Below are 15,393 nucleotides of genomic sequence, written 5' to 3' on the forward strand. Positions count from 1 at the left end.
CAGCAAAAAAAGCAACCTAAAATAGTTTTCTTTTCATAGGGTATCTATCCACATTAACAAAATACTTTACATATCCGGTGCCCGTAATGAAAGGAACCAAACCATAATCCCAATTGACCACGCCATTAGCAATATGAGTCTAGATATTGTATGATAAAAAGCATGATGAAAACTTATATTAAGGAGAAAAATCATGTTTAATGAAGAGTATGAACTACTTTTAAAGAAATCTGTTGAGGTAGCTCCAGATTGGTTAAAGAAGGATGTAGAAAGCATTGTGAGTAAGGACCAACATGCAGGCATCAGCTTTCTGATTTCAGAATTGCATCACACCTATACATTTAGCATCAGACATATTTTATCGGCAAGCCATCTATCTAGCGAGTGGTCACAGGTTTCAAGAGAGCGACTAAATTTTATTGATAATAACATTGATGTTATTGTTGCACTTTACAATGAAATAAAGAATAAGTAACGATTCATAAATTTCTTCTTTTAAGATAATAGGACGGCTCCCTATTTGGGAGCCAAAATATTTATTTAACTAAAGCTAAAGCGTGCTGCGAAAATAAATAAACAATCTTTTCCTTCAACTTCTTTTAACATCCCTTTATATGCTTCCTCATTGAGTGAACCAACACGTCCAAATAGCAAATGGGCCTACTGGCTTAATCCCAAAGAATTCAAAGATTCCAGTATTAGATGTAATTTAAAGCCCTTCTGCCATTCCAATCTCATCATTAGAGGAACCCTTCTTTTCAGATGTATTGATTTTTTAATTTACTTTTCAGTACAGGGTAAATAATGAGTATTAAGTGATGGAATGGTGTGTAAAAAGTCCAACAGTTGTCGTTTTGCCTAATACATATATCAATTGGAAAATGGTAAAGATTATGGAGACGTGCGAGGTTTATGTAGGTTCATGGGGACAGTTCAAGATCACTGCGAAACTCTCTCTACCGTGGCTTCTTAAAGAGACGGAAGCGGCCGAACCTATGTAACCTTTGGACAAAATCGCTTGAAAAGAGTCGGAAGCCGTCCGAACCTATGTAACCTTCGGACAATAACCGCTTGAAAAGAGTCGGAAGGGTCCGAATCTATGTAACCTTTGGACAAAAAACGCTTGAAAAGGGTCGGAAGTGTCCGAACCTGTGCAGCCTTTGGACAAAATCGCTAGAAACAAGTTCGGAAGTATCCGAACCTGTGCAGCCTTCGGACAAAATCGCCGGAAAAGGGTCGGAAGTGTCCGAACCTTGTTTAGGGTTTATTTCAGTGATCTCGGACGGCCCTTTTGTTTCATACTGGTTCCCACAAAAGCACTTCTCTTTAAGAACTAGAAAAAGATGATGCATAAGAACCGTCCCCATGCATCAAAAATATTGTTTAAGGAGAGTTCTATCATGAATAATGAGCATACTCTTGAGCCCAAACTTGATGCGGCGGTACACAGCTCTTACGGCAATGGTCCGTTTCCGTGGATGGATCAGTCGCTTTCACCTAGGGAACGTGCCGAGAAGCTCGTAGCAGCCATGACCTTGGAGCAGAAGATTGCCCAGCTTCACGGAGCAATGGAGACGATTAACATCTACGCCTTACCATCAATGGAAGATATGAATGCGATGAGCCCTGAGGAATATGACAAGCTCATGGCCCAGATACAAGTGCAGCGCCATGTAAAGGGTATCGAAGAGTTAGGTATCCCTCGCTTTCGGATTACCAACGGTCCAGTGGGTGTGGGCATGGGTGACGGACACCCGAGCCCGCCCGCTACTGCATTACCGATGACCATTGGTCTGGCTGCCGGTTTTGATCCTGAGCTTGCCCGTGAGTACGGGGACATCATCGGTTCAGAGACCGCGACGCTGGGCCAGCACGTGCTCGAAGGACCAGGTGTTTGTCTGCACCGAACCCCGATTGCCGGCCGCAACTTCGAGTACTTCTCTGAAGATCCATACCTGTCAGGAGTGATGGGTGTTCAGGTAGCCAAGGCGATTCAGGCGCACAACGTTATTGCCATGGGCAAGCATTATGTAGTCAACGATCAGGAGTATGAGCGCTTCCGTGCCAGTGTCGAAGTGGATGAGCACGTGCTCCGCGAGCTCTACCTGCTGCCATTTGAAATGCTGGTTAAAGACGCGGACCTTGCAGCGATCATGAGCGCATACAACCGGGTTCGTGGCACTTACGCCACCGAGAACCGCTACTTACTCAATGACATTCTCCGGGATGAGTGGGGTTTCCAGGGCTACGTGCAGTCCGATTTCTGGTCCTGCCGCTCCACTGCCGCGTCGCTGACCGCAGGCATGGACCATGAAATGCCAGATGCCAAGTGGTGTAACGAGACTAACGTAAAGAATGCGCTCGAGGACACGAGTCTCGAGATTCAGACCGTCGACCGGGCGTTGGTTCGCCGCTTTACCCAGATGTTCCGTTTCGGCCAGTTCGATCGTCCTTACAACCCAGGCGAAATCGACGCAAAAGGCCATGGCGCTATCTCCCGGAAAATCGGCTCCCAGACAGCCGTTCTTCTGAAAAACGAAGGCGGAATGCTGCCGCTTGACCCGAAAGCTTACAGCACCATCGTGATCATCGGCCAATCCGAGTTTGTCGACGATGCCTGTAATGGCGGCGGCGGCTCGTCCAAGGTTGACCCGCTTTACACAGTTCCACCGGTAGAGGGAATGCAGGAAGTCTTGCACGGCCTTGGTTCGGAAGCGAAGGTCAGCAAGGTGACCGTCGCCAAAGACCTGTCGAACCTGGAAGAGGCGAAGTCTGCCGCCAAAGAAGCCGACCTGGTTATCCTGATGGCTGGCTTAGTTGCATCCGAGGGTGCCGATTTGCCAAGTCCAAACATGCTAAACGATCAGAATCGCATGCTTGACGAACTTCTGGAAGTCAACCCGCAAACAGTTCTGGTCATGAAAGACAGCAGCCCCGTGATGATGCCATGGATCAACAAAGCTCCGGCGATTCTGGAAGCATGGAATCAAGGTACTGAGGATGGACATGTCGTCGCCGACCTGCTTTTCGGCGTTGTTAATCCATCTGGCAAGGTTCCTACTACCTACGCAGCGTCCGAGGATGATCTTTTATACACCGGCCACCCTGAACGCTATCCCGGCACCGACGAAGGCAATGGCTTCCCGGTTATTCGTTACTCCGAGGGGCTCAACATGGGGTACCGCTGGTTCCAGGCTCAGGGTATCAAGCCACTATTTCCGTTCGGCTTTGGCTTGTCCTACACATCATTTGAACTTTCCGGATTCTCGGTAACCCCAACCCATTCGGATGGCAAAGCACCAATCACAGTGAAGGTAACCGTAACCAATACAGGGAAGGTCGCAGGTGCCGAGGTCGTCCAGGTTTATTTGGGCATTCCCGTCACAGGGCAGCCGCCTAAGCGCCTGGTCGGGTTCCAGAAGGTCTTTCTAGAGCCGGAGCAGTCACAGGAGGTTAGCATTACAATTGATCCGTCCACGACGAATCATCCGATGAGTGTGTGGGACTACTGTGAACATGACTTTGTAGTGAAGCCCGGTGAATACACGGTATACCTTGGTACCTCCAGCGAAGATACTCCTTTCAAAGCCACGGTAGTCGTTTCCTAATAGCAGATTGATTAATATAGTTAAAAAAGGATTGAATTCTGTATTATACGGGCTCAATCCTTTTCTCTTTTATGATATTCTTAAAAAGTTTAAAAAAGTTTTTCATAATAAATAACAGTTAAATATGCGTTTACTTTTTGCACACCTATTTTTTTATAGCCCAATTTTTCATAGAATTATTTTATAAAATAATGTCCTTGTTAAAGGTGGATGTTGATTTTATCGCATTGAAAATAGGCGGAAAGATTCCTGCTAAATCAGGAAATTCACATTTTTCCTTTCAAATAAGCGGATTTTTTCCTGTTAGAGTATACATTTCTATGATTTTATGGCTTTTCAGGTTATTTTAACGGAAAATCTCCTCCTATTCCCACTCCTTACCACTACTTTTTTCAATATAAACGGAATTCCTCCGATTAAACGAGTACACCTGCCGAAAATCAACAATGAAACACTTCAACTAACTGTTGATTTAGTAGAAAAAAGAAAAGCTCAGATTGAATCTACTGGCAAACCAGCATAATTTTCTTAACGAGTAACTTTAAGCTTCAAAAACAAATTTAAACGCAAAAAAGACGTACGAACTAGCTATTGTTCGATACGTCTTTTTTTTGGTGTTTCGTAAATATTGTTGTTATCTGGATTCCAATAGGCTAAAGCCGTAAAGTCAAAGAAATATTAATCTCATAATATCACGCCCGCAAAGTTTCCCTTCAACACTTGTTTCTCATTCTGATTTGTGCATAAGAAAGTTGCCATAATGGCAGTTCTATTATTCTCTTGCTTTTCAAACTGCTCAATTGTTACTTCACAAATTATCGTATCTCCCGTAAAAACTGGTCTTAAAAACTCAAAATTCATCGTACGTGCGAGCACATTGTAATCTCCGCCAACCTTTGTTGGTAATGTAGCAGTTAACAAGCCTTGTACTACAAGTCTCCCCTGTTCATCAGGAGTAATATGATGATTCCCTTCATCCATAGATACTTTTGTAAACATTTCAACATCTTCTTGTTTGAATGTCCGTTCAAACGTAATGATGTCTCCTACTTTTGTTGCCAATCAGGTCTCCCCCCTTGAATTTAATACTAATATTAGTATAGGCAACACAGAAGATTCGAACAATTTTTACCATGTTTTTTCAACCAGTAATATACCTACAAGCGATGGGCTTAGATTTTTGTCCACACCACGATTAAAAACAATTCATATTTTATTGTAGAAGAAAACGGTATGAAAGGAAGATAAAAGCATTATGGAGTTTGAGAAAGAACACAAGCCTCCACAGGATGATGGCGATCCCTTTACAAATCTAATGTTCGGGAAGAAACGAAGAGCCCGCGAAGAAGATAATCCAATTCAAACAGAAGAATTCCCAGACCACCATGAACCTTCCCATGCACCACAAAGGGATCCTTGGTTGTTTGGTGCAAACGGTTCCCATACCCACCTACAGGATCACAACCAGTACAGCCAAATCGAACATCTTCTTAACCAAATAGATATTATATTGCTCATGGAAACCGTTGATGAGGCAGTTAAAACATATAAACTATATGAACCCATATTTAAAGACGTTTCAACTTACGTAAAAAATTTCTTTAAGAAATGAGTCATGACCGCCACCCAAAAAATGCCGATTTCATTCCACTTTTAAATCTTCCATTTGTTTTCTATTATTGTTTTTCTTATTGGACTGTTTTATTGTGTCCACCAATAAATATAGGAAAGGTATGAACTCTAAAAAGTATAAAAAAATAGGCCATTCGTTATATAAAAAGCTAGTTAGTTCTGCAGTTCCGCTTGCCGTGTTTATAGATAATGCGACCATAACTGCTGCTAACGAATACGTCAAAGGGCGGTGATCTTTTAAACAAAATAGATGGGCGAGAATTTGAACTGAAATAGTAAAAAAAACGGTCACTTTTAAAAAAACCATTGTTGCCCAAATCGAAATTAATAAATGATCCAAGTTTTGAATGAAATCCGCAATTCGAATGTAGCGAATCATCTCTAACATCGGATAGGTAAGATGACTGGTTAAATTCGGACCAAAAAGTAATAATAGCCAAATAATATTTTGTCCAATAAATATAGCAGCAAAAAAAGTTGCCCAAATGATTGACTTTAGGGTTTTATGCTTTTGAGTTAAATATGGAAATATAAAGAGTAAAATAACCACTTCTCCAAAAGATGGAGCTGTCTGGAAGCTGCCGTTAAAGATTCCTTGTCCGCTATGGTTCGTAACAAAAGCGATCCAGCGGTCCCATTGTAATTCCTTACCAATAAAAATCGCATTTCCAATATTCCCTAGAATCACAAGATAAAATAGCCCTTGGGCAATCCGGAATAAATTTTCAAACCCTAAACGTGCTGTGACCGCAACAACCATTCCAAACATGCAGCCAACCGCCCAATTAGGTGTTCTTGGGAGATAGGTCTGCACGATGAAATCTTCATATTCTCTTAGTATGATTCCACTAATTTGCAGGAAGGAGACGAAGAAAAACACCATAATTGGAATATGAATCCATTTGGGAAGTATCTTACTACCATAGTGAACGAAAAATTCGTTTGGTCTTCGGTTCGCAAGTTTTATGACAAAATAGGCTAGAATAATTCCTGCTAAACCGCTTATACAAATCACAAGCACTGAATCGTATTGAGATAGGTAAATCAGGTGACTCGCTGCAAATCCAACCAATGTGGAGTAATAAAAAAGAATGAAAAAAAGCATTAATTGATTTTGAGTGATCTGATCTGTCTTCAAAGGAGTCCACCTAACCAAAAATTTTCTGTTGAATCGGTTCAAAAAGGAACTGAATCATATCACTTGGACTGGGCATATGCTCGAATAATACAGTAGAAATGCAATAAATACAGGAAGCACCTAGGGTACAAAGGACAATCCAATAGGTTCTTTTTTTCCGGTTTTTACTTTTTAAATACGTCCACTCATATCCAAAGATAATGAGAAATCCGAAAATAATTAAAATCATAAACTTTTTTCCTTTTCCCAGAATGAATTGTTTTCAGCACCAAGTCGTTTAATATGCAAATTAACCTGAACATTGATTTTTACTTTTTCATGATAAGATTCAGGCCAATCTTTTTTAACCATTTTCCATATTTTTGGTTTGTGCCAGGATAAGTATTCACTGAATTGGAAAACATCCGCTTTAACCTCTTGAGAAGCCTTTAAAGTGGCTTTAATTCTATTCCGGATTTGCTTTTCAGCTACATGCTCAAGTTGCACCATTTGTTTTTCATTTGTTAAACTCATTTTGGATTGAGATTCAGAAATATTCCCTTCCGCTTTTATATCCACATTAAAAGTGAACGGATCTTTTTTAGATGGGCGGATCTTTGTATGTGCGTCCATGACTAATAAACTGATTAACTGTTGATCTTCCGGGGCTTTTATAGTTACTTCGGCACCTTTTATCAGGTTGCGAAGCCAGAACGCTCCTCGGCCCACTTTTGCGTCTAATTTCCCAACCATTTTATAATTATGAAATAAAGCCATCTCCCCTGGTTTGACAAAAAGCCCCTCTTTCCCGCCCTCACTAAGCATTTTTATCGTTTTCTTTGATAAAAGACCGACAATCATATCACCGCTAGTTGTTTCAAGGAAGTCTTTTGGTGTTGTATCGATGGTCACCTTTCTTTGGGCAAATGACATGGGAATGGAGCTTGGAAATCGTTCAAATATTGGAGTCAATGTTTCGATATCTTTTGCTTTTCCCGGTGCAATTAATATAGATTGATTGATATTCAAATTTGGTTCGCGGAGAACAAATTCCAATATATCCCTGATACCGTCCCTAGCCATTTCCTCGCTGATAATAATGATCCTCGTATGTCCCCAGCTAATATTTCTAGAAAGGGTGGATTGTATTTTTTTATAGGCTTCCGTAAATGTTTTTCCAGTTGCAGATTGAATCGTATATGGTTTACCAGTCGTACCGGCTCCGCCAAGATCACCAGGAACAAGGCGATTAGGCAGGGCAAAAGATAGACTTATCTCCATGTTGCCATTTGAAGCTTTATCAATGTAGATGCCGGAGACAAAAGCGCGTTCATTCAGTTCAAATTGTGACCAGCAGCCAGTTAAAAGCAATGGGCATAACAAGATGAGCCATTTGAATCTTTTCATTAATCTTCATCATCCCCGGGTATGGATTTCTTGATATCAGAGCGAATACGATCATTTGACCCGGAAAAGGAGGGCCGGCGCTGCATCTGCCACCATGGAGCTCGGATGAAAATATCCTTTAAATCGCTAGTTCTAAGCGGTGCTGTTGGTGAAAGATAGGGCATGCCAAACGAACGCAAGCTTACCACATGAATATAAATTAAAATAACACCAATCATTAATCCGAATATTCCAAATGTACCCGCTAAAAACATAAGTGGAAAGCGAAGCAGCCGGACGGAAAATCCTAAATCATAACCTGGTATGACGAAGGAGGCAATCCCGGTAATCGAAACAATGATCACCATAATAGCAGAAACAATTCCTGCCTGTACGGCTGCTTGTCCGATGATAATCGCACCAAGGATCCCAATTGCCTGCCCTACCGCTTTTGGAGTGCGAATCCCTGCTTCCCGTAAACCTTCAAAAGCTAGTTCCATCAGTAATGCTTCCACAATACTTGGAAACGGGACATTTTCCCGTGATGCAGCAACACTTAATAATAAACTAGTAGGAATCATTTCCGGATGAAAGGTGGTAATCGCAATATAAAAGGATGGGAAGGTCAGCGAAACGATTAACCAGCCATAGCGAAGCAAGCGGATAAAACTAGTAAGAAAATACCGTTGATAATAATCTTCAGCAGCTTGAAGAAACATGTAAAAATTCACAGGTGCTATAAGTGGAATGGGATCACCATCCACAAAAATAACCACCCTGCCTTCCAATAAGGCTGCGGCCGCCACATCCGGCCGTTCAGTTTTTTGTGATTGAGGAAACGGTGATAAGGGCCGATCGTCAATACACTCCTCAATATAGCTGCTCGCTAAAACGCCATCGATTTTAATCCTGTTTATTCTTTGTTTCACTTCTGCTATTAAATCATCTCGACAAAGCCCCTCAATATAGCTAATAATGACCTTTGTTTTTGTATATTTTCCGATAACAAGTTGTTCCATTTTTAAGGCAGGGGATTTTATTCTTCTGCGAACCATGGTAACATTCGTATGGATATCCTCCAAAAATGCCTCTCTTGGCCCCCTGATGACATTTTCATTCGTGGTTTCACTGCCGGTTCGCTTTTCAAAGTCTGTTAATGGAAAGGCGATCATCCGACTGTCGCCTTCGAAAAAAACAATAATTTTTCCATCTAAGATGTATTCTGCTGCTTCCTCCATATCAGAAAGGATGGTGGTACACATTGTACTTATGGCCTGTAAATCCAGAATTTTATGAATCAATTCACTTGGTGATGAAGCAAAATGGGGTGAAACAATATATTTTAGCACTTGCTCATCGAATGTTTGCTGATCCACCATACACTGTATAAACACAATGCCGCAGCGCGTTTGATTGGCTGTTAATTCGTGAAAAGTGATGTCAATACTTTGTTGGAAGGTGTCTTTAAACCATTCCATTCGCAAATCAAAATCCGCACCTAGAAAAACTTTTTTATTTTCCTTATGGGTTTGCTGCAACCCTTTCAATTTTGAAAAAAACGACATCCGTCTCACTCCACGAACTTTTTGTTAGAATTCCCTTTTTTCGTAAAAGTATTTTTCTAACATAAAAAAACGGAGAATTAATTGATTCTCCGTTTTTGCTTCAAAAAATATGTACAATGTCAATTCATAAAGATGCTTGTTATTTTTTTATAAATTCCTTGTTTAATAAGCTTGTTAATTAAATGTTTCAACTTTAACTGAACAGCGTTTCGTAGTAAATTCCCCATTATTTTCACCACTATTTATAGAAAAAGCTGGCTAACATGATTAGGTTTGAGATACTATCCTGCTTTCTCCACTAAGCAATTTTTCTCCCATGTTTCATATTCTTTAAATGCATTCCAGCTCAACCATGAAACAAGGATTCGTAACTCATTTGGTCCAACATACCAGTATTCCCAACGCTGCTTTGATGAATTCTGATAGATTCCTGTTTTGTATACATAATGCATGTGAAAACCACTCCTTGTTCAGATAGTATTTAAATAATTTTCTGAAAATTTATTGCTAATATAAAAATTCTCCAATTATCCAAAAACTCCTGCTAAAGCGTTTCCATTTTTTAAATTTACAGGTCCTCATTTATGAGGCCTTATTATTTATTATTTAAAGGCAATATGACTTCGATGATGGTCCCCTTTTTATCGCTCCAAAACTGTAAACTACCGTTATGATTCTCAATGATTTGCTTAGAAATCATTACTCCTAATCCCGTCCCGCCTTCTTTTGTTGTAAAAAATGGTTGACCGATTTTCTTAAGAATATGTTTTGGGATTCCTGTTCCTGTGTCTTGAATAGTTATTTTTGCCTTATTCTTACTCTGCTCCCGCATATCAATTAGAATGGTTCCACCATTCGGCATTGCCTCTAAAGAATTTTTCAAAAAATTGATAACAACTTGTTTTAATTGGTTTTTATCACAACTGATATTCAAGTTACCAATCTGATTAACCAATTCTATTTGGATATTTTGCATAATAGCTTGGGTGTCAATTAAGGTTTTTACTTCTTGTATTATTGAATTTAAGCTTTCTACATTAAATTTTACATCCTGTGGTTTGGAAAGAATCAATAGCTCACTTAAAATGAGTTCAATCCTATCTATCTCACTTTTTATAATTTCCACGTATGCGGTATTCTCTAACGGCACTTCCATTAATTGCATAAACCCTTTAATGGCTGTAAGTGGGTTGCGGACTTCGTGGGCAATTCCTGCAGCTAATTGTCCAGCTATAGATAGTTTTTCAGAATTAACAATAAGTTCTTGTGTTCTTTTCCTTTCCGTAATATCCCGAACAATGAGGTGTTGGGCAGACTGACTTTGGAAAAAAGTTGGGATCCCTTTTATTTCTACATCCAAAAGTGTACCGTCAAAACGCTTAATTTTATACTCCGTGAACTCCGTTGTATCTCCATTAAAGACTCTCTTCATTCTTCTTTTCGCTTTTTTACCATGATCGGAATGCAAATAGTCCAAAATGGATGTATCAATGATTTCTTCAGAGCTTGAAGCACCTAATAAGCCAACACCTGTTTCATTAACAAATAAAATTTTATCATTTTTAGCGATTATGACTGAATCTGGAGATTTTTCAATTAAATTACGAAATGCCTTTTTTCGGCTTCTGAGATCTTCTTCTGCTTTTACTCTTTCTGAGATATCCCGAAGAACCGTGACCACCTCTAATATTTTTTGTGTATCTGGGTCAAATATTGGCTTACATATAGCCTCCAGCCATATCAGACTTCCATCTTTTTTGATGAATCGGTAGGACCCTCTATTATAGCCTTTTAGGTTATTTAACAACTTATTACGGTCTAACAAAGCTCGCTGCACATCATCTTCATGAAAAAATGATGATATGTGATGGCCTTTTATTTCATCTTGTTCATATCCAAGAAGGTGATTCACTGCCGGGGATACATAGAGAATAGTTCCTAACAGGTTTGTATCTAAAATGATATCAAGAATATTATCTGTTAATACTCGATGAAATTCTTCAATTTGTCTTACTTCTGCCTGTGTTCTTTTTAACTCTGTGATATTTTTTAAAACTGCATATAATCCAACTATTTTATCGTCCACGCTTATTGGAATATTCGTGATATTTAAATCAACTGTTGGCCCGTGTTTGCTTATCATTAAGCAGTCATAGTTTTGGACCTGACCTAATGCAGTTTTATGAAAGTAATGGAAAATCCTATCCAAACTTTCTATGGGGAAAAGTGTTTGAAATTTCATTAGAAGAGCCTCTTCGGACGAATAACCTGAAAGTTCCTCATAGAGTGGGTTTACTTGAAGAATATTGCCCTCTAAATCTACTACTATGATGGCATCCTGATTACCATAAAACTGTGTTTTATTGCTGCTAACCCATTCTTCTAAATATTTATTTAATAAGAACCGCTTTTCACTTTTTATTCCCTCCACTGGACTGTTCATATTTTTTTATCAGTTCCTTTCCCCTAATGGTACAAAAAAAGCCAAAATAGGCTGCTACTCCTATTTTGGCTTGTGTCTAGCTCAATCAAATTGTCTAACTCACTTCGGCCTTTATGCAGTTAAACGAAACAAAGATCAATTTTGGGTCCCATACCGATAACTTCAATATAATAGCAGGCTAATTGGGCCTGTAGTTTATTTCCGTAAGCAAATAATCCCTAATTTTGATAAAAGCATTAATTCTTTTATCCAACTTTATTATAAATTTTATTGGTAGAATATTCAAGCGTTTCCTTCAAATATGATCATCTATATGAAAAAGTACCACCAAATACATAGCCCACAGCCTAGAAAATGAAATAAAGGTTTATCGGACATGCATAGATGAATACATATTTGCAAAGCCTTTCTAGTATGATATTTGATGAAGGAAAGTGTTTCAATATGTTTTCATTTCGCGGAGATGCTCATAAAATTTACCTGAAACTAAAAAGGGCAAAAAATCATGAACAGCCATTTCAATCAGTAAAAGAAATTCACCAAATAGAACAAATTCAAAACTTTTACCTACCGATTGATAGCCAAACATTAAAAAAAATATATTTAAGTATGATAAAGGAGAAAAATGGCTCCGGCATCATTCCGATTCTTGTCTCTTCTGGTCCGTGGCTATTGCTTCTATTTTCAGAGCAATTGCACAAATTCCTCTTCAAAGAAGGCAGTATACTTTGGGTTTACTTTGTTTTGGCCTACGCATTCATACTTACCATAAGCGTGATTGTCCATTTTCATGAAAAATCCTGGGCTTCTGTTCATATCGAAATTATCCAAGAAATTTTACAAGAACGAAAAGAACATTCCCAGGTAAAAACCTGATAAAAACAGACCATCAATTTGATGAATCTGTTTGTTTTTTTTATAAGTTATTTCTATATAAATATACCACTGAAAAAATAAACCCTGTAATGAAAGAACTAACGGTTATTTCAGATAAGCCGGTCAAGTAGAAAGATAATAAACTGCTAAAGAAGGTAAAAACAAGCCATTTTATAGAGGATGGAAGCTGCTTAACCATTTGCATTCACCTCGTTTGATCCATTTGTTTTCCAATAATAGTCAGCGAGTATTTCTGCAAATACATCGATGGTGTTATGCAGCTCGCTCAAATTATTATCTACTCCACCAATTTCCAGCAGCATTGCTTTATTTGATAAATCTTGATTGTATACACCGTTCCCATCCTTATACGTTTTTAGAAATACCCCTCTACTGATTCCAGGATATTTTTTTTCTAACTCTCTGTTCAGTGTTTTGGCCACCTCCAGATTTTCGAGGTAGTTTTTGTTTTCTTTTCCTACTACAAAGTAGAGCCTTGCATAGCTTTTACCATTAATCGTTTTAGTAGTGGTCTCTTTCCCTAGGGAATCACGATGAATGTCAATGAAATATTTAAATTGATTGTTATTGGCTGCGGCCGCCTCGACAATCTCTCGGGATTCTACATATGCTTTTGTTGATTCCCACCCTTTTTTCAGTAATTCTTGTGTCATATTGGTTTTGTCATGCTCAACTCCGATTCCTTTACTCATTAAATCTTGAGCTAATCGATTTCCTAACCCAATGACATTTACTCTTTCATCCGAGCTTATGGCATCGTCAGGTGTTTTTGCATCTTTTAAAACTGGAAGGAATGACTCCCAGCTATGGGATTGATAAATAAATACAGTTTTGTTTTTTGGATTTTTAAGCTGGCCATCATCGCTGCCTTGATTTTCTTTTAATTTCTCTTCAGATGCTTGTCTCTCCTTTAATAATGCCTTATTTGGAGGAGCAGATTCTTTCGGAAGGTTCCTTAGGTTAGTCCCCTCCCCTGCTACGACAATCTCTGTTTCATGCATTCTTAATCCAGGTATTTCATTGCCTAAGTACGTTCTTATATCTGTTGGTTTGATAGTGGTTGCTATTTGAAACGCTACATCTGTGATTTTTGGTATGGTAAAAACAGGAGTATTCAATTTTCGGAAAAAGGAATGGTTCTCAGATTTGAAAAATTCAACAAAGAGTTTCTGTCCATTTAAAATTCCGATAGAATTACTCATTTTTAGGGAAGTAATATTTACTTTTAACACAACAACCAATGAAATAGTGAAGAACATTAATAGAACAACTAGGATAGAACGATAAATAAATTTTAGTGGGATGATTTTTAGCGGATTCAATGGAATTACCTCCTTATCTCATGTGTATGAGTGAATAAGGAGTTTAGGAGGAAAAATAGAGTTTTTTATTATTACAATATAGTTACTTTATTACAGGTGTGAAAAGCAAAAGCCAGCACCTTTAAGGCAAGCTGGCTTTTTAGAGTATCACACAAATATCCATTACAATGTCATTCTCCTTCTGTATATGCTTCCGATGTTTTATCTTTGCATTCCCAGCATTCCGCACGATTCCTCTCCATAACTGATAATTCCTCGCCACATGAAATACAAATATCCATCAATCATGCCCCCTTTCCACTGTTTTGCCCTTAAAAACCACCAACTTCATTTAGCAACTATTGTAGTTACATTATATTCTGAAAATTAGAACATGCATATTTTAATTATGTTACAGATTCATTTCATGGTATTTTTCTTACCATTTTTTTAGTCTACATAATAAAATTATTAATAAGTTTATCTAGTAAAGCAAAGTAACTGGAATATAATGTAAAAAGTTTTAAGTGTAAGTCTATTCGAAAAATCCTTTAAATATAATTTTGTGTATATCCTTTTTTTTGGGAAAGGGTGGGTTACCTCTGAAAAATTATATTTGCGAGACTTGTGGTGTTCAGTATGAAAGTTCAATGGCAGAACCAGAACAATGTACGATTTGTAATGAGGAAAGGCAGTATGTAAATCCGAATGGGCAGTCGTGGACCACGTTGGAGAAAATGGTTACTGAAGGCTATCATAATAGGTTTACTTTTGAGGAAGAAGGTCTATTTAGCATAACCACAAGTCCAAAGTTCGGAATTGGCCAAACTGCTTATTTGGTCCAAGGTGCAGGTTTCAATTTATTATGGGATTGTATTACTTATATTGACGAAAGAACCGTTAAAAAGATAAAGGATTTGGGTGGACTCCAGGGAATTGCTCTATCCCATCCACATTATTACTCTGCACAAGTTGAATGGGCAGAGCTATTCGATGTGCCGATTTATATACATGAGGATGATAAGGAGTGGGTCATGAGGCAGAGCAATAAGATAATTTTCTGGTCAGGTGACTCCCTGGAATTACATAAAGGGATTGTTATCCATCGTTTAGGCGGGCATTTTAAGGGCGGGTCAGTTTTGGAATGGAAAGATGGGAATAATCAAAAGGGGATTTTACTCTCAGGTGATATCATTCAAGTTGTCGCCGATAAAAACTGGGTTAGCTTTATGTATAGTTACCCTAATCTGATCCCACTACCTGCATCGAAAGTGCGTGAGATGGCCAATATTGTAAAAGAATTAGAATTTGACCGATTGTATAATGCTTTTCATGGCATAGTCAAAATAGATGCCAAAATAGCCGTTCAGAAGTCAGCGGACAGGTATATTGATGCGTTAAGTGGAACGTTGTTTGATACTTAATCTGTACTTTTTTGTTTCGA

At 38.7% G+C, this 15,393-nt stretch carries 14 protein-coding genes; 7 read left to right on the forward strand and 7 right to left on the reverse strand.

Features of this window, described 5'->3' with window-relative positions:
- Positions 1-193 precede the first annotated feature (193 nt).
- The 4 genes from ACNQGS_RS18880 to ACNQGS_RS18895 all read left to right on the forward strand — a co-directional run bounded on the left by ACNQGS_RS18880 (position 194) and on the right by ACNQGS_RS18895 (position 4,131).
- The gene (locus ACNQGS_RS18880; RefSeq protein WP_491488691.1) at positions 194-475 is read left to right on the forward strand and encodes a hypothetical protein; all 282 of its coding nucleotides are present in this window, start codon (positions 194-196) and stop codon (positions 473-475) included.
- A gap of 343 nt (positions 476-818) precedes the next feature.
- Positions 819-1,001, forward strand: coding sequence for a hypothetical protein (locus ACNQGS_RS18885; protein WP_491488692.1), 183 nt, complete (start codon positions 819-821; stop codon positions 999-1,001).
- Between the two features lie 399 nt (positions 1,002-1,400).
- Entirely contained in the window at positions 1,401-3,608 is a 2,208-nt protein-coding gene (locus ACNQGS_RS18890) for a glycoside hydrolase family 3 protein (protein ID WP_491488693.1), read from the forward strand.
- A gap of 328 nt (positions 3,609-3,936) precedes the next feature.
- Positions 3,937-4,131 (forward strand): hypothetical protein, encoded by a 195-nt coding sequence (locus ACNQGS_RS18895; protein ID WP_491488694.1) that lies wholly within the window; start codon positions 3,937-3,939, stop codon positions 4,129-4,131.
- A gap of 161 nt (positions 4,132-4,292) precedes the next feature.
- Here ACNQGS_RS18895 and ACNQGS_RS18900 read toward each other — a convergent pair whose 3' ends face one another.
- The gene (locus ACNQGS_RS18900) at positions 4,293-4,670 is read right to left on the reverse strand and encodes an FAS1-like dehydratase domain-containing protein (RefSeq protein ID WP_491488695.1); all 378 of its coding nucleotides are present in this window, start codon (positions 4,668-4,670) and stop codon (positions 4,293-4,295) included.
- 193 nt (positions 4,671-4,863) lie between these two features.
- Between ACNQGS_RS18900 and ACNQGS_RS18905 the strand changes: the two genes are divergently transcribed.
- A complete protein-coding gene (locus ACNQGS_RS18905; protein ID WP_491488696.1) occupies positions 4,864-5,220 on the forward strand; it encodes a hypothetical protein in 357 nt (118 codons plus the stop codon).
- Positions 5,221-5,250: 30 nt separating this feature from the next.
- On the opposite strand, the gene ACNQGS_RS18910 is transcribed toward ACNQGS_RS18905, so the two are convergent.
- The 5 genes from ACNQGS_RS18910 to ACNQGS_RS18930 form a co-directional block, all read right to left on the reverse strand.
- Positions 5,251-6,378, reverse strand: coding sequence for a GerAB/ArcD/ProY family transporter (locus ACNQGS_RS18910; protein ID WP_491488697.1), 1,128 nt, complete (start codon positions 6,376-6,378; stop codon positions 5,251-5,253).
- A 225-nt stretch (positions 6,379-6,603) separates the two neighbouring features.
- Positions 6,604-7,764: a Ger(x)C family spore germination protein gene (locus ACNQGS_RS18915; RefSeq protein ID WP_491488698.1), complete on the reverse strand. Its 1,161-nt coding sequence runs from the start codon at positions 7,762-7,764 to the stop codon at positions 6,604-6,606.
- Positions 7,764-9,308 carry a spore germination protein gene (locus ACNQGS_RS18920; protein WP_491488699.1) on the reverse strand — a complete coding sequence of 515 codons (1,545 nt, stop codon included), beginning with the start codon at positions 9,306-9,308 and terminating at the stop codon, positions 7,764-7,766. Before ACNQGS_RS18920 ends, ACNQGS_RS18915 begins: the two co-directional genes overlap by 1 nt.
- 281 nt (positions 9,309-9,589) lie before the next feature.
- Positions 9,590-9,760 carry a hypothetical protein gene (locus ACNQGS_RS18925; RefSeq protein WP_491488700.1) on the reverse strand — a complete coding sequence of 57 codons (171 nt, stop codon included), beginning with the start codon at positions 9,758-9,760 and terminating at the stop codon, positions 9,590-9,592.
- A 143-nt stretch (positions 9,761-9,903) separates the two neighbouring features.
- Positions 9,904-11,751 carry a PAS domain S-box protein gene (locus ACNQGS_RS18930; protein ID WP_491488701.1) on the reverse strand — a complete coding sequence of 616 codons (1,848 nt, stop codon included), beginning with the start codon at positions 11,749-11,751 and terminating at the stop codon, positions 9,904-9,906.
- Positions 11,752-12,195: 444 nt separating this feature from the next.
- Here ACNQGS_RS18930 and ACNQGS_RS18935 point away from each other — a divergent pair, with 444 nt between their 5' ends.
- Complete coding sequence (locus tag ACNQGS_RS18935; protein WP_491488702.1) at positions 12,196-12,627, forward strand: hypothetical protein; 432 nt, start codon at positions 12,196-12,198, stop codon at positions 12,625-12,627.
- A 191-nt stretch (positions 12,628-12,818) separates the two neighbouring features.
- Here the strand turns inward: ACNQGS_RS18935 and spoIIP are convergent, their stop codons facing one another.
- A complete protein-coding gene (gene spoIIP, locus ACNQGS_RS18940) occupies positions 12,819-13,970 on the reverse strand; it encodes a stage II sporulation protein P (protein WP_491488703.1) in 1,152 nt (383 codons plus the stop codon).
- A 629-nt stretch (positions 13,971-14,599) separates the two neighbouring features.
- Here spoIIP and ACNQGS_RS18945 point away from each other — a divergent pair.
- On the forward strand, positions 14,600-15,373 hold the full coding sequence (locus tag ACNQGS_RS18945) for an MBL fold metallo-hydrolase (RefSeq protein ID WP_491488704.1): 774 nt from the start codon (positions 14,600-14,602) through the stop codon (positions 15,371-15,373).
- The last annotated feature ends 20 nt before the right edge of the window (positions 15,374-15,393 follow it).

This window comes from Neobacillus sp. PVCKKU3, assembly GCF_058323225.1.